The organism is Streptomyces shenzhenensis (assembly GCF_021462265.1).
Classification (GTDB): Bacteria; Actinomycetota; Actinomycetes; order Streptomycetales; family Streptomycetaceae; genus Streptomyces; species Streptomyces shenzhenensis.
Genome location: NZ_JAJONF010000003.1, coordinates 62,305 through 77,810 on the forward strand (window position 1 = coordinate 62,305; position 15,506 = coordinate 77,810).

Genomic DNA, 15,506 nt, shown 5'->3' on the forward strand with positions numbered 1-15,506 from the left:
CATCGACTAAAGAAAACGTCAAGGGAAAGTCGAGAGGCAGCATATAAACCGCACATGAGCAATCTATAGCCAAAGGGGTAGTCAAGTGACCGTAAGATGAGGCTGATCGGTTGCGTATCAACGACCTTCATCCAGTAATGCGACACGGACCACACCTCAAGAGGACGACTGAAAACAGGAGCCCCAAAGGGGCCCTTGAACCCACGATGTCCCAGCACGCAACGGTGGCTCGCGGCGCGGAGTTCACTCGCACCCGGTGCGCTGCTCCCTGACGCAGACGGACGCACGACGCCCGTGGGTGGATTAGCGCCGTCACCGGCGCCGGTATCGGGAATCGGCGGGTCCAGGAACTCGCTGTCGGTGTCGGAGCGGACATCGACGCGTTCAACGACGCCCTCGTGCCCGCTCCTGCGCCGACGCCACACCGCTGATCTTGCCGGTGGACAGCAAGGGCGTGGTGATAAGGCCCGATGCGCTGCGTGAGAACACCGCGAAGGCAGCAGCGCGACCTGGTCTTCGGCCCCTGGCGGTGCTCGGGCGCCGAGCTGTGGGCGGCGTCGTCCCGGTCAGGGGCGACAATGAGGTCGTAGACCGTGTATGGCGCGGGCTCGGCATCGTAGGCGGCTCCCAGGGGCGCCATCCGCTTCCTGCCGTGCTTGTCCTCGGACACCAGCTGGGTCTTCGTCGCGTTTCCGCCCTTGGCCGCGGTTGTGCAGCTCGGTGAACGACGCCGCCGAGGAGATCAGCCTGCTCGACGAAATTGCCGAGGCGGGCGAACCCGGCCTCCACTGCACCGGCGCGGCCCGGACGCGTACCCAAGGTTTGGCTGGAAGAGAAGAGAAGGGCCCCCGGCTCCGAACGCGGCGTCTCCTGAGGATTCGGCCGCCGCCAGCCAGTCCGGCCTCATCGTCCACACCGACAGCCGCAAGGTTTTCGCGGCTTCCTGAAACCCGTTGCCAGATACCCGCGGCCTGACACAAATGCCCCAGTACACACAAGCTGTGGCGGGCCGTCTGGGGGCCTCTGCACGGCCGGGGTCAGCTCAGGGCGCCGATGACCTTACCGATCAGGGCCCGCGCATCAGCCCCTGCGGATGCCCCGAAAGCCGGGCACATCGGAGCGCTCATCCTCCAGGACCGCGCCTGACAGCCCCGTCACGGCCCGGCCGGCATCCTCCGTAGCCGGCCGGTGATTGTGAGACTGCTGACACTGGCTGTAGGCCCCAAGCCGGACTCCAACCGCTAAGCCCCCGTCCCCCCACCGCCATTTCATGGGGTACGACCGTGGAGCGCGGCCGCAGCCCGTGCTCTTACGAGAACAGGTTCGCGAAGAGCCCACCGCAACGGATCAAGAACCCTCCGCCGGTATCAGACCGCCCTCCGACTCGATCAGGTCCCCGGCGGCGGTCAGCGCGTCGATGTCGGCGGTCAGCGCGTCCCGGATGTCGGCTCCGAGCCGCGCCCACCCGAAGAAGCGGGCGGCTTCCCGCAGCAGGTCCTCGCGGTGCACGCCGGGGCCTTCGTCGACCACGTTCCAGAGCACGAACCGCCGCTCTGCCGCGGGAACCTCCGCCACCCGTCGGGCGCACCACTCCGTCGGCGTGCGGGCGAACTCCGTCTCGTGGCCCGGCATGTCGTAGGCCGTACCGACGTGGACGATCCTGCCCTGCTTGAGCAGACGGCGAAGAGCCCGGTCGATGCGGTCGCGAACCACCTGGCCGGCTCGTCCGATGCCCCACGCGAGCCGGACCCGGGTGTAGATCACCTCCTTCTCGACGGGACCTTCCACCTCCACCACGCACAGCGCCACGTCCGCCACCACGTCGAGGGCGTCCGGGTCCTGCAACTCCAGGCCCCACAGGCCCAGCCGACTGCTGGACCTGTCACGTACCTCTGCCAGCAGGCGGGGGGAGACCTCCTGGTAGGGGCGGCTCCACGGCGCGGGGCCGGCGTCGACCGTCACGAACTCCACTCGCGGGGCCACCGGACTGCCTGCCGCTTCAGTCGCTTCTGCCGGTTCTCCGGCCCCCGCGCGCGTGGAGCTTTCCGCGACCTCCGCCGTACGGCCACCATCACTGCCACCGGTGCCGCGGTCGCCGCCGCTGTCGTCCGGCCCCACGGGTGGCGTCACCCGCACCGCGTGCGGGTCCTCCGCACACGCCGCCTCCACCGCGGCCCGCAGCCGCGCCATCGCGTCCCGGCGGTTGCGGTACCAGTCCGTACCCCAGATCCGGTGCAGCCGCCAGCCCAGGTCGCGCAGGACCGCTTCCCGGAGCCGGTCGCGGTCGCGAGCCGCCCGCGAGGAGTGGTACATGGCGCCGTCGCACTCGATGCCCAGCGCGTACGTGCCGGGCGCGCCCGGATGCCGTACCGCCATGTCGATGCGGAAACCGGCGACCCCCACCTGCGGCTGGACGTCGTACCCCCAGCCGCGCAGGACGTCGACGACCTCCTCCTCGAAGGGGCTCTCCGGAGCCGCGTCCGGATCGGCGGCCTGCGTCTGAAGGATCGCGGGACCCAGCTGGGCGTACTGCAGGTACCGCTTGAGGTGCTGCACGCTCTTGTTGGCGCTGTCCGGCAGGTCGCCTCCGTGGAAGGAGGCGACGACTTCCATGCGGCGCCGGGCACGGGTCACGGCGACGTTGAGGCGCCGCCAGCCGCCCTCCCTGTTGATGGGGCCGAACGTCGACAGCAGCTTGCCGCGGTGGTCGGGACCGTAGCCGATGGAGAGGATGATGACGTCGCGCTCGTCGCCCTGGACGGTTTCGAGGTTCTTGACGAAGAAACCGTCGAGCCGGCCCTCCGTGAAGTGGTGGTCGAGGTCCGGGCGCGCCGCCCTCGCCTTCTGCACCGCCTCCTCGATCGCCTCCGCCTGTGCCTTCGACAGCGCGACGACGCCGAGGGTGTGCGCGGGGCGGGTGTCGAAGTGGTGGATGACCCGCTGGGCGACCTTGGCGGCCTCAAGGGGGTTGTCGCTGTTACCGCCGCGGTCGTAGACGCCGTCCGCCTTGATGAACTCCACGCCGATGTCCGGGCCCTGTTCCAGCGCGCCCGGGAACGTGACCATGGAGTTGTCGTAGAAGTCGTGGTTGCTGAAGGCGATCAGGTTCTCGTGCCGGCTGCGGTAGTGCCAGCGCAGGGGCAGTCCGCGCAGGACTCCGCTGGCCTTGCACATGTCGAGGATGGACTCGAAGCCGTCGGTGGCGTCCTCGTCCCACTCGTCGCCGTCGTCGCCGTCGCCGGCCGCGGCGAAGAACGAGGTCGGCGGCAGCTGCTTCTGGTCGCCCGCCACGATGAGGGCCTTGCCCCGGTAGACGGAGTTCACCGCGTCCTGGGGCAGCACCTGGGACGCCTCGTCGAAGACGACGACATCGAACTCGAAGTCCGGCGGCAGGAACTGGCTGACCGTCAACGGGCTCATCATGAAGCAGGGCTTGACCAGCCGTACGACGTCGCGGGTCTGCGTCAACAGATGCCGTACGGGCATGTGGCGGCGCTGTTTCTCCGCCTCGCGGCGGATCACCGCGGCCTGCCCCACCGACGTCCGGCGCGGACGGCGGGCGTTGCAGGCTGCGATGACCTCGGCGTGCGCCGCTGCCACCAGGTCCTGGTCCGCCCTCTGGAACCGTTCCACCAGCTGGTCCCGTTCCACCGCCCGCATCGGCTTCAGCCTCTGGTCCGTGCCCAGTTGGTGCTCGACCCAGGCAGTGAGCACCGCACGCTCCATCGCGGCGGGGAAGTCCTCGGCGGAGACCTCTCGGCGTGCGAGCTGGTCGGGCAGCCCGTCGAGGTGGTAGCGGCGCAGCAAGGCCAGTGCGTCGGTGCGGCTGATCCACGCCTCCGGGCCGAAGGGGTCGCGGTCCAGGCGGGTCAGGACGGACTCGGCCGCGGAGAGGGAACCGGCGAGTTCGCGTCGCAGCTCCTCCGCGCGCTCGGGCTCGAAGTACTGGGCGAGTGCCTCGCGCTGGCGGCTCCAGTCGTCGGCGCGGCCCGCGACCGATGGGTCGGCGGGGGCGGTCAGCATCAGCCGGGCCGCTGCCTGCGGCAGGGACGCCGAGTGACCGCCGTGTGCGGCACGGCGGACCTTCTGGGACCAGTCCAGAGCGTCCCGGACCGCGTCACGGTCCGTGTCGACACCCCGGTAGAGGGCGCCGAGAAGGCTCCGGTTCGCGGCGTCGTTCTCGGCGAAACCGGACTCGGCGGCACGGGCGGAGACGACGGCGGCCACCGCTTCCCTGGCCCGGGACAGGGTCAGCCCCTCGTCCCCCTCCATGGCGCGGGCGGTGGAACGGATGAGGTCGGCCGCGTCCTCGAAGGGCTCCACGTGTGCCCGGAGCCAGCTCGCCGCCCGGTCGAGCGGGCCACCGGCGAGTACGGTGCCGACCGCGGCCATCTGCGGCTGCCGGGTGTACTCCTGCCAGAGGTCCAGGTCACGGCGGATCTGATCGGTCTGTGCGAGGAGTTCGCGTGGTTCGGGCCTGCCGTCGGCCAGTACGTCGACGAGGCTGCTCCGGCGCGCGGGGTCGGTGAGCGCGTCGGGCGCGAGGCGGGCGGTCAGCCGGGCGGAGTCCAAGGCGGCCCGCAGGGCCTCGGTGTCGGGGCGCCCTTGCGGAACGTAGCGGCCCAGCAGCTCGCGTTGCTGCTCCGTCGCGTACGGTCCCGGTCGCTGTCGTGTCAGGTCCAGACCGCGGCGCAGGAGTTCTCCCACAGGTTCGTATCCCGTTACGCCGTCGGGCGCCTCTTCGCGCAGGTCGTCCGCCTGCGTGTCGAGTCCCCCGTACCACGGGCCGAGAAGGCCGCGGTCGGATACGGCCTGGGCGTCGAACGCGGCTGTCTCCTTCTGGGCCGCGTGCGCGGCCGTGACCGCGGCGCGCGCGGCGGCGAGGGTGTGTTCGGAACCGGGGCCGTTGTCGCGGCGGCCGACCGAGGCCACGGTGTCCAGCAGCGCGACGGCCTGTCGCAACGGGGCGAGGTGGGCGCGCAGCCAGCGGGCGGCGGCGTCGAGTGGCAGCTTGGCGAGGTCGGCCGCCTGCGGTGCCGGCGATGGACTGTCCAAGTGCGCTCGCCACGTGGCGAGTTCACCGCGCAGCGCCGTGCCCTGCTCGACGAGTGCGGGTTGCGGCTCTCGGCCGTCGGCCAGATGAGCTGCCAGCAGGCTCCGGTGGTGGGGGTCGGCGACGGTTTCCGGCGCGAGTGCGTGGACCGATTCGGCGTGCGCGAGTGCCCTGCGCAGGGCCGGGACGTCGGGCAGAGCCGTGCCCCGATGGCGTCCGAGCAGCTCGGCGTGGGTCGAGGACAGCGACCGTAGTTTCTGGTGCGCGGTGTACCAGGCGTCGGCCAGGGGCAGTTTGTCGTACAACTCGGCACGCCATGAGCCGCCGTGAGTCAGACGGGCCACCAGCTTCCGGTCGGCCCGGATGCCGCTGGAGAGCATGCCGGCGAGTCCCTGGCGGCCCGCCATGAGCCGGTGGACGGCTTCGGGCAGTTCGGGTGTGGAGACGACCTCGGGCAGGAAGGTCCCGTGTGCCGCCTCAGCCGCAGCGGCCAGTTCCTCGGCGGCCGAGGAGATCTCCGCGACGGCTGCCTGGACCCCGGGTAGCGCCCGGGGGTCGAGCCAGGCGTCGAGCGTGCGGTCCGAGGCGGTGGCCAGTTCCACGAGCGTGGCCAGGTCCTCGGCCTCGGACATTGCTTTCGGCCGAGTGCACCCGAGGCGGTCGGCCACCGAGTCGGCGTGCCCGGCGGCCGTCTCAAGGGTGCCGGCGAGCGTGTCGAACCGCTCCGCCAGCTCCGCGGCCTCCCGGCCGGTCAGCGCCGCGATGTCGGCGCCGGGCGGTTCCAGTGCGGCGAGGGCCTGCTCGTTGGCCGGTCGCTCCGCACTCACTTCCGGACGCAGTTCGGCCCATCCGGGGCCCGCGTGGTCCGTGGCGAGGGCCTGGGCGGAAAGCACCTGGTCCCGTCGGGTGAAGAAGTCAGCGAGTGCGTCGGCGATGGCCCCGACCGCCGCCTCCTCCGCGCGCGCGGGGCCGTCGGGGACCAGCCACTGCTCAAGAGGGCGGTGTTCGGTGGCGGCCACGGCGACCACGTCACACAGATGACGTGCTTCCGCGGGGCTGCCGGGATGCGTGAGCCCGGTGAGGTGGCTGACGCGGGTGAGGCTCCGCAGAGTCCGCTCCAGCACACCAGCGGTCTCGTCGAACTCCCCGGCGAGCTGTCGCGCTCGCTCTTCCGTGAGTCCGGAGAGGTCGAGGCCGCGCGGCGCCATCGTCGAGAGCGCCTTCTCGGCCTCTCCCGGCTCAGCCGTCAGCCTGGTGGACAGCTCCTGCCAGCGCTCGCCCACCGTCGCTCGGACGGCGGTGCGGGTGCGCTGTGCCTTGCGCAGTTCCGCCAGGAAGGCGTCGACCCGGTCGTCCACCTCGTCGGCGAAGGCATCCGTGGTCAGCCACGCTTCCGGCACGGGACGCCGCACGTCGAGCAGCCGTAGGAGCCCGATCAGACGGTCGATTCCGCTCTGGTCCGTGACGGGTACTCCTTCGGGTGCGAGATCCCGGTACCGGCCGACCGCCGTCGCGAGTGCGTCCCGCGCCGCCTGGGCCTGCTCCAGCGCGGGGCGGGGATGCGGCAGGCCGGCCCGCAGGCCACGCCAGGGGAACGCCGGATCGGCGACCGCCTCCCAGGCGTCGGAGATGGCTTTCGTCGCCTCGACGATCAGGCGCAGGTCCTCGCCGCTGAGCGTCTCGGCGCGAAACGTCGCCCGCGCACCCGTAGGGGTGTCGTCACCATGGCTCAGGTAGGCCACCGGCGCCTCGGACAGCCGGCCGACCCGACCGAGCACGTCGTGCAGGGTCCGTCCCAGCGGGTCGCGGACCTCGTTCATCGCCTCGGCGTAGGCACTGAGCGCGAGGCGCAGTTCTCTGGCCTGCGCCAGGGTCTGCTGTGACAGTTGGGGTGCGCGCGGCTCCTCCCCGAGCGCCCGGCCCAGTTCCTGGGCCACCGCTTTGCGGCTGGTGTTGTGACTGTGGAGGGCCAGAGCGTACGAGTCGAGTCCGACCGACTTCAGCCGGTCGAGGACGACGTCGAGGGCCGCCGCCTTCTCACTGACGAACAGCACACTGCGGCCCGCGTGCATCAGACCGGCGATCATGTTCGTGATCGTCTGGCTCTTCCCGGTGCCGGGCGGGCCGTCGAGGACGAACGACCGTCCGGCCACGGCCGCGGCGACGGCCTGCCGCTGCGAGGCGTCGGCGTCGAGCACCAGCGGGCTGTCCTCGGGCGGGCTCAGTTCGTCGATCCGGTCGAGCTCGATCTCCTCGAAGTCGAAACGGTCGGAGGCGAGTCCGGAACGCGGGCCGAGCGCCATCGCCCGTACGAGGTCGCTGCCGAGGACCCGGCCCTCGTTGTCCAGCAGGTCCTGGTACATCGACTCCTTGTGGGAGGCGAAGAGCGCGAGTACGACGCGGTCGGAGATCTGCCATCCCGGCTTGCCCGCCACCGCGCGGGCCGCGGCGGAGAGCACCGCCTGCAGGTCCGAAGGGTCCTGTTCGGCGACCGGCGTCCAGTCGATGTGGAACTGCTGCAGCTTCACTCTCAGGGCCGGGTTGAGACGTGGTTCCTCGTCGTCGCTCGCCCTGAGGCGGATCCGGCCGTTGCGCGTGCGCTCGATGACCGCCGGGATCAGGACCAGGGGGGCGTCGCTGCCCGTCTCGGCTCCGTCCTCACACCAGCGGAGCATGCCGACGCCGAGGCTGAGGGTCCACAGGCCGTAGTCGTTGAAGACCTGCGTCGCCTTGGTGCGCAAGCTGTTCAACGCGCGCAGGAGAGACGGCGCGGTGGTCTTCTGGGTGACGATTCCGTCGGTCCGGTCGCCCTTCTTCGCCAGCACCACGTCGCCGGGTCCCACGCCCTCCCCAGCCGCGGGCTCCTCGTCGGGGAGCGGCGCGAAGTCCCAGCCCCGGCCCAGGCCTTCGACGAGCTCCCGCGCGGACGGGGCCGAGATCTCCAATGTCGCCGACTTGGTGTGGCGGAAATTGAGCAGCCGGTTGCGGCCGCTCAGGTCCACCAGAGAGGTGCGCCAGTGTTCAAGCATCGCCTTGAGGCGGTCGAGCTCCTGGCTGCCCCCGAAGTCACCCGAGTTCGTCACGCTGGTCCCTGATGTCGTCGCCTCCGGGCCAACGGAGCACAGGCCTCGACGGCAATGCCCCCTGCCGCCAACGCAAAGCGCGGCCACAGACGTCCGTACTGTCCTGGTGGCCGCACAAGTCCCGCTGATCCCCCCTGGATGCGGAATTCTACGGTCAGCGCACCAATGCGTGAAGCGTTACCTACGAACGGTTTTCCCAGCGCTCACGAAACCTCGGTAGGCCCGGCGCGCAGGTCCTTCAGGAACAGCGACAGGAACAACGAAGGGAGCACCACCCACTCCGTCGCCCGGTCCACGGCATGCTCCCGCAGGGCCTGGACGACGACGCCGAATGTCCGCAGACTGTCGGACGAATCGGGCTCCCGCTCCGCCTCACGGCTCGTCAGGCAGTCGTCGCCGTCATTCTCGCCGACACGGTTCGTCGTACGTGGCCACCTCCAGGTACGTACGCGTGCCGTTCCCCGCGATCAACTCACCCAGTGTGACGGAAGACCCCGCGTACCGTCCATCGATTGTGTCCGTACGCTGACGCACCGTACGGGTCTCGCCCCTGGAACGCGCCCCCACGCGCCCGCCACGGTGGTCCCATGAGCGCAACCCTTCCCCAACCGACCGGCACCATGGCGACGTTCGTCCAGCTCCTGTCCTCCACCCGCCGTGGCGCCCGCCTCGCCCGCCTCCTCGCCGCCACCCAGCTCCGCGCCTGGGACCTGTCACCCGACGTGAGCGAGCGAGCCGAGCAGATCGTCGCCGAACTCGCCGCCAACGCGGCCCTGCACGGCCGTGTCCAGGGCCGAGACTTCCGGCTCGCCCTCACTCTCGACACCACGACCGGCCTCCTCCGCATCGCGGTCACCGACGCCAAGGGCGGGCAACTCCCCGTCGTACCACCCGACTCGGCGACGGACAGGGAGACGGGCCGCGGTCTGCTCATGGTCGGCGCGCTGGCCGACCGCTGGGGCACCGAACCGCATCCGCCGGGCGGCAAGACCGTTTGGGCGGAGGTGCGCCACCGGCCCGGCTGACACGCGACGTTCCCGCCAACGGAGCTGCGAGAGTTGCCCGTTCACTCCCGATGGCCCTCTTCGGCACGCTACGGTCCCGGCAGGCGAACGCGAGGGGACGGGACGGTACGCCTCTCGGACGTGGCATACGGCGATGACGGGGGCGCAGTGGCAGAGGACACGACGGCCGGGGCGGACAACCGAGGTCTCTTCGACGACTTCGGCGCCTTCCGGACCCCGACCACCGACGACTTCACCTCCGTACTGACCCACGGTCTGGTCGCCCCCGACGCCAACGTCCTGTTGAACCTGTACCGCTACACCGAGCAGGCGCGCGGCGACCTGCTGCGCGCTCTCGGCGCCGTGGAGGACCGGCTGTGGGTGCCTCACCAGGTCCTCGTGGAGTTCTGGCGGAACCGCGAGAGCACCCTCAGCGACGCGCGGTCGTCCGGTGCGCAGGCCGCCGAGGACATGGCCGGTCACGCGGACCAGGCGGAGCGCACCCTGCGTACCTGGGCCAATCGCGTGGCCCTGCCGGAGGAGGAGACCGACCGCCTGCGCAGCCAGCTGAACGAGGTCTTCGACGACGTGCAGGAGGCGATCGTCAAGGTCGGCGAGGGTGAGTGGCAGAACATCACCCACGACACGAGCTCCGATCCGGTCATCGCGGAACTGGAGCCCGCGCTCGACGGCCGGGTCGGTGCTCCACTGGATCCGCGGGACCACGACAAGGCGATCGCGGAGGGCATGCGCCGCGTCGAGAAGCGGCTGCCTCCGGGCTACATGGACAAGACCAAGGAAGGCGTGGGAGCCGCCGCCGACTATCTCGTGTGGGAGCAGATCCTCCGGGAGGCCGGCCGCCGCCAGTGCGACGTGCTGTTCGTGACAGCGGATGTCAAAGAGGACTGGTGGCGCAAGGAGCAGGGTTTCAACCGCGGCCCCCGGCCTGAACTGACCGAGGAGCTGAGGACCCGGGGTGGCGGCCGGCTTTTCATGCTCACGCCCAAGCAGTTCCTGGAGATCGCCGCGCCGATCCTGGAGTTCGGTCTCCGGGAGGGATCCGTCGAGGACATCGAACGCGTCGAGCGGATCGGGACGGAGGACGGGACCTACGGGGGCTGGACGACCGACGCGCTCCAGGAACTCTTCGACCGGCTGACGTACGAGAACTACGCTGACCGGGTCGCCGTCATCAAGTACGCCGCCGAGATGGACGGCGTCGCGGACGCCAAGAGCGTCTACGACATCTGCCACTACCCCGATGGCCGCTCCCTCAAAGGCTTCACCAAGCCGGTCACCCGCATCACCGGCCTGCTGCGCAACCTGGGCAAGATCCCGGAGTCGGCCGTCCAGGTCCTGAAGGCCGAATACGACGCGGGCCCCGGCCGCGCGTCCGGCTTCTCCGTCCACCCCCTCCTCGTACCGCTCGTCAACGAGCTGGGAGACGAGGACGAATCGTGACCGCCGACCGGGTATCTCCCGGCACGTAGGAAGTCGGCGAAGCCGCGTTGTTACCCTCCGCGTCATGCCTCATGCAGCAGCGCGGGAGATGCGCTCCCCGATCCTGTCGATCCACCCGTACGTACCGGCCGTTGAGCAACAGGGCGATGTGATCTGCTCCATGGCCTCACGAGGCGACTGCGACCACAAGCTCGTCGCGGAAGTGCGACCCGAGTTCAGCGACGGCACCTCTCCCCGCTGGAGGGTGTGCGGCGAGTGGCTGACGAGCCACCCGTCAGCCATCGCCCACATCACCACGAACGGCTTCCAGGAGCCCGCTGTCCCTTGACGGATCAGTGCCGGAGCCCTGCGGCGGCGACTACGCCGGCCGATAGACGGCCTGGCCCGGGTCCGGCCTCACGATCACGCCGTCCTGGGCGAGCTCGCGCAGGTTGCGGCGGGCCTCCTTGCCCGCGGCATCGTCGTCCGCCGGCCGGTACCCGGCGACTCGTAGAGCCAGTACGGCACGTTCGGTGTCCCAGCTGCCTCCCAGTGCCTGGATCACCGCGGCGAGCGCCTGCTTGTGCGTCAACGGCTTCTCGGTCATCTCACCCTCCCCTTCCGAAAATCCGCCACAGCATGGCACACGGCGGCAGGGCCCCAGGCGGCCGGAGCAGCTCGGAAGCGGAAATCGACCCGCTGCGATGCTCGACAGCGGCGAGAGAACCCGGGACCGGCTGCCTGCGGCCGACCGTTCGCGAGGCGGGTAACCGGTCCACCGCCCCGCGCCCCTCTTCTGGGTGATAGCGCCAGGTCGAGTTTCGAAGTAGTTTCAAAGTCATGAGTGCCGAGAGTGCAGCCGTGAACTTCTCCGAGCTGGTGAACAAGAACAAGCAGACGCTTGCCCGGCTCCAGGAATCGCCGAGACTGCTCCTGCACCGCAGAGACGGCGAGGATCTTGTCCTCACCACCGCGTCGCGGGCCGAGCAGGACCAGACCGTGGTGTCGGCGGCCACCCGGATGCTGGTCGCGATGGCTCGCCGGGAGCCGGGCAGCATGGAACTGCTCCTCGACATACTGCCGGACGCATTCCCGTGGGTCCGATTCCTGCCCGAGCCCGATCTCCACGCCTTCGCCGTCGAACTGGTCGACACCATGCGCGCCGCCGACTCCCTCGGCAACAGCGCGTCCGTCGCCCAGTTGCTCATCGCCTGGCAGCACACCGCCGAGGTCTACTCCGACCCCGAACTGCTGGCCGCGCTGACCAGGGATCACAGCGAAGACTACGGCCCGGTACCAGACCCTCAGGACGTGGCATGACCGCGGGTCGCGGTGACCGCGCCGCACCTCCGGCACCAGAGGGCCACTGGGAAGTCCGGTTCGCCGACGCGGCCTCGGCCAAGGGTTGGGAGAACCTGGCCCAGCAGGCCCGCGAGAACACCTACCGCGCCTGGACCACCATGCGCACGGCCCCCAGGCCGGCCACCGAGACTCCCCGGCACCACCGCCTCAAGGGCGGCCTCGCGCATGGCACCCACCGCGGGCAGACCTGCGAGCAGTGGCAGATCGAGGTGACCGGCGGCGGCCGCATCTGGTACCTCCTCGACACGGCCCGGGAGACCTGCTGGATCACCTTCGCAGGTACGGGGCACCCGCGAGCCACAGACCAGCGCTGACCCGGGACAGCCGGGTAGGGCGGAACACTCACTCCTCGTCGCCCTGCGCGGGAGGCCGGGCACGACTTCCGTCACGTCGACGGGGGACGCCTGAGGGCGCGTGCCGCGTCCCGGTACGTACTCCGCTCGGGGCACCCATTGTCAGCGGTGCCCCCTATCGTTCTCACTGAACGCACTGTGCACGAATGGGGGAAATGGTGACCATGGCCGACGACGGCACGCCGTACCCGGAGTTCCGGCTGAGGCTACCCAACGGCGGCCCCGAAGCCCGGGGACGGCTGTTGACCGAGAAGGGGACGAACGGGAGCCAGAAGTTCGTCGTCCTGGCCGGCTCTCCCGGCCGGTCCGAGGTGGTGCCCTCGTTCCCCGTGCGCATGCCGTCGTCCTACCGGCTGAGGCAGCGACTGATCGACGAAGGGGTCCTGGCGGAATCTGCCGACTGGCCCGGCTGGCTGGAGACGACGCGGGACGTCGAGTGCAACTCGCCGTCGGCCGCCGCCGAGATCCTGGTCGGTCGCAGTGCCAACGGATGGCTGGAGTGGAAGACCGCCGACGGCCATCCGCTCTCCGACTATCTCGACCAGGTGTGGTGGGGACCCAACCGTGCCTGGCTGGTACGCGGCTCCAATGTCTCCGGCCTCGATCTCGTCCGGCGTGTGTGGCTGCCCGAGGGGCTGGTGACCCTGCGAGCACGTCACCTGCGACAGGGTGTCGAGCAGGGCATCAGCAAGGACCGGCTGCGCGCCGCCGTCGAGGAGGACTACGCCTCCACCGCGACGTACAACCAGAAGGTGCAGCTGGTCGAGGAACTGCACATGTTCCTGTCCCGGATGCGGCCCGGCGACACCATGTGCACCATCTCGGGCGGCCGGCTGTACATCGGCAAGATCACCGGAGACGCCGCGCAGCTCACTCCCGAGGACGGCCCGTCGGATCTGCAAAGGGCAGTGGACTGGGCGGAGGACGGGCACGCGTACGAGGACCTGCCCGAGGCGCTCCAGCAGAAGCTCTCCGCACAGCATGACGTCGTCGATCTGACCGCGGTGAAGGATCTCATCGACGGTCTGGGGATGAGCGACGAGGACCTGATCGAGGAGGCCGAGGCCGCCGATCGCGACCCGAGCGTGGAGATCCCCGCGCTCACCGCCCGGCGCGAACTGGAGCTGCCCGAGCCCACGGACGAGTTGGCCCGCGAACTCCTCGTGCACGACACCGCCTGGCTGCGCGAGGTGCGTGATCTGCTATGGGACGAACGGCAGTTGGTGCTGTACGGCCCGCCCGGGACCGGCAAGACGTATCTCGCCCTGAAGCTGGCCGAGTTCCTCGGCGGTGGGCCCGAGCAGGTCAAGCTCGTGCAGTTCCACCCCTCGTACGCGTACGAGGACTTCTTCGAGGGCTTCCGGCCGCAGGAGGACCCGCAGAGCCGGGAGGTCGCCTTCCGGCTCACCGCCGGCCCGCTGCGTGAACTCGCCGATCTGGCCTCGCGTGAGGGCAACCGGCACATCCCGCACTTCCTGATCATCGACGAGATCAACCGCGCCAACCTGGCGAAGGTCTTCGGCGAGCTGTACTTCCTGCTGGAGTACCGCAACAAGTCGGTCCGGCTGACGTACTCCGGCGACGACTTCGCGCTGCCGCCCAATCTCTTCGTGATCGGCACCATGAACACCGCCGACCGGTCGATCGCCCTCGTCGACGCGGCGATGCGCCGCCGCTTCGCCTTCGTCGAACTGTCCCCGCGCACCGAGCCGACGAGCGGGCTGCTGCGCCGCTGGCTCGCGCGCGAGGGCCGCGACGCCGAGCCGGCCAACCTGCTCGACCGGCTCAACTCCCGTATCGACGATGCCGACTTCCGTATCGGGCCCTCGTATCTGATGAAGGCCGGTGTCTATCGGGAAGGCGGCCTGGAGCGGACGTGGCGGACCAAGATCCTTCCGCTGCTGGAGGAATACCACTACGGGGAGGGCGTGGACATCGAGAAGCGGTACGGTCTCGCGGCTCTGCGGGACTCGCTCGGGTGACGCACGTCATCGAACTCGTCGAGCACGCACCGGCCGTGGGCGTCCCGCTGCCGGACGCGGTCGGACGGGCACTGGCGGCCGGGGACATCGTGGACGCGGCCCCCGATCCGTACGTCCCGGGGCACTGGTCCCTGCGGGCCGGCAGCAAGGTCGGTGCCGTGGCGGTCGCGGTACCGGGCGGCGACGGGCCGGTGACCGTACGCGTCGCCCCCAAGGTCCCCATCGCCCGGCTGTTCTTCCTGCTCGGGTACAGCCTCGCCCCGAAGGGCGGATGGCGAGACGGGGAGGTAGATGTCACCGAGCATCGCGATCTGGTGCCCGCGCTCGCCCATGCCGTGGAACGGCAGATCGACCGGGCCCTGCGGCAGGGGCTCCTCCAGGGGTACCGGGTGACCAAGGAGACGTCCCTGGTCGTCCGGGGCCGCATCCGGGAAGCCGAGCAGATACGGCGGCGGTTCGGGGCGACGCTGCCGGTGGAGGTGGAGTACGACGAGTTCACCACCGACATCGCGGAGAACCGCCTGCTGCGCGCCGCCGTCGAGCGCCTCCTGCGGTTGCCCGGCGTACCCCACGACGTGCGTCGCGGACTGCTCCACCAGCGCGCCCGCCTGGCCGATGTCACGGTGATCGTGCGCGGTCGGCCGCTGCCCGCCTGGCAGCCGAACCGCCTCAACGCGCGCTACCAGCACGCCCTGCGTCTCGCCCGAGCCGTCCTGGAGAACGCCTCCGTCGAGCACGCGCCCGGCGGGCTGCACGTCGACGGGTTCCTGTTCGACATGAACAAGCTCTTCGAGGACTTCCTGACGGTGGCGCTGCGGGAGGCATGCCGTGGTCTCGGGCACTCGGCGCGGCTCCAGGATCCGCATCACCTCGACGAGGCGGCCGCGATCCGAATGAGGCCCGATTTCGTGCTGTACGAGCCCGGCGGTGCCCCGTGCGCCGTGGTGGACGCCAAATACAAGGCCGAGAAACGGGACGGTTTCCCGGACGCCGACCTCTACCAGATGCTGGCCTACTGCACCGCCCTGGGCCTGCGCGAAGGCCACCTGGTGTACGCCAAGGGCAACGCGCCGCACGCGGCCCACACGGTGCGGCACGCGGGCATCGTCATCCACCAGCACGCCCTCGACCTCGACCAGGAACCCTCCGGGCTGCTCTCGGACGTGGAGAAGGTGGCCGCCCGGCTGGTGAACACTCAGCGCGTATGATCGACTGCCGAGTGTCCGTTC

9 protein-coding genes are annotated in these 15,506 nt (G+C 70.2%); 7 read left to right on the top strand and 2 right to left on the bottom strand.

What is annotated here, in order from left to right; translation table 11 throughout:
• Positions 1-1,347 precede the first annotated feature (1,347 nt).
• Positions 1,348-8,136 (bottom strand): DUF3320 domain-containing protein, encoded by a 6,789-nt coding sequence (locus LQ326_RS04900; RefSeq protein ID WP_234532948.1) that lies wholly within the window; start codon positions 8,134-8,136, stop codon positions 1,348-1,350.
• A gap of 587 nt (positions 8,137-8,723) precedes the next feature.
• Here LQ326_RS04900 and LQ326_RS04905 point away from each other — a divergent pair.
• The 3 genes from LQ326_RS04905 to LQ326_RS04915 all read left to right on the top strand — a co-directional run bounded on the left by LQ326_RS04905 (position 8,724) and on the right by LQ326_RS04915 (position 10,929).
• A complete protein-coding gene (locus tag LQ326_RS04905; RefSeq protein WP_234532950.1) occupies positions 8,724-9,161 on the top strand; it encodes an ATP-binding protein in 438 nt (145 codons plus the stop codon).
• A 147-nt stretch (positions 9,162-9,308) separates the two neighbouring features.
• Entirely contained in the window at positions 9,309-10,601 is a 1,293-nt protein-coding gene (locus LQ326_RS04910) for a PIN-like domain-containing protein (protein WP_234532951.1), read from the top strand.
• 64 nt (positions 10,602-10,665) lie between these two features.
• On the top strand, positions 10,666-10,929 hold the full coding sequence (locus LQ326_RS04915) for a hypothetical protein (RefSeq protein ID WP_234532954.1): 264 nt from the start codon (positions 10,666-10,668) through the stop codon (positions 10,927-10,929).
• Between the two features lie 30 nt (positions 10,930-10,959).
• Here the strand turns inward: LQ326_RS04915 and LQ326_RS04920 are convergent, their stop codons facing one another.
• Entirely contained in the window at positions 10,960-11,187 is a 228-nt protein-coding gene (locus LQ326_RS04920) for a hypothetical protein (protein WP_234532956.1), read from the bottom strand.
• 233 nt (positions 11,188-11,420) lie between these two features.
• Between LQ326_RS04920 and LQ326_RS04925 the strand changes: the two genes are divergently transcribed.
• The 4 genes from LQ326_RS04925 (at position 11,421) to LQ326_RS04940 (ending at position 15,485) form a co-directional block, all read left to right on the top strand.
• Complete coding sequence (locus LQ326_RS04925; protein WP_234532958.1) at positions 11,421-11,900, top strand: hypothetical protein; 480 nt, start codon at positions 11,421-11,423, stop codon at positions 11,898-11,900.
• On the top strand, positions 11,897-12,256 hold the full coding sequence (locus LQ326_RS04930) for a hypothetical protein (protein WP_234532960.1): 360 nt from the start codon (positions 11,897-11,899) through the stop codon (positions 12,254-12,256). Before LQ326_RS04925 ends, LQ326_RS04930 begins: the two co-directional genes overlap by 4 nt.
• Positions 12,257-12,450: 194 nt before the next feature.
• Complete coding sequence (locus LQ326_RS04935; protein ID WP_234533597.1) at positions 12,451-14,277, top strand: DUF4357 domain-containing protein; 1,827 nt, start codon at positions 12,451-12,453, stop codon at positions 14,275-14,277.
• The gene (locus tag LQ326_RS04940) at positions 14,274-15,485 is read left to right on the top strand and encodes an McrC family protein (RefSeq protein ID WP_234532962.1); all 1,212 of its coding nucleotides are present in this window, start codon (positions 14,274-14,276) and stop codon (positions 15,483-15,485) included. The genes LQ326_RS04935 and LQ326_RS04940 overlap by 4 nt, the downstream gene beginning before the upstream one ends.
• Positions 15,486-15,506: the final 21 nt, after the last annotated feature.

Excerpts from the sequence above, each read along its gene's own strand:
- LQ326_RS04925 (WP_234532958.1), top strand. The coding sequence starts at position 11,421 with ATGAGTGCCGAGAGTGCAGCCGTGAACTTCTCCGAGCTGGTGAACAAG.
- LQ326_RS04905 (WP_234532950.1), top strand. The coding sequence starts at position 8,724 with ATGAGCGCAACCCTTCCCCAACCGACCGGCACCATGGCGACGTTCGTC.
- LQ326_RS04915 (WP_234532954.1), top strand. The coding sequence starts at position 10,666 with ATGCCTCATGCAGCAGCGCGGGAGATGCGCTCCCCGATCCTGTCGATC.
- LQ326_RS04920 (WP_234532956.1), bottom strand. The coding sequence starts at position 11,187 with ATGACCGAGAAGCCGTTGACGCACAAGCAGGCGCTCGCCGCGGTGATC.
- LQ326_RS04930 (WP_234532960.1), top strand. The coding sequence starts at position 11,897 with ATGACCGCGGGTCGCGGTGACCGCGCCGCACCTCCGGCACCAGAGGGC.
- LQ326_RS04935 (WP_234533597.1), top strand. The coding sequence starts at position 12,451 with ATGGTGACCATGGCCGACGACGGCACGCCGTACCCGGAGTTCCGGCTG.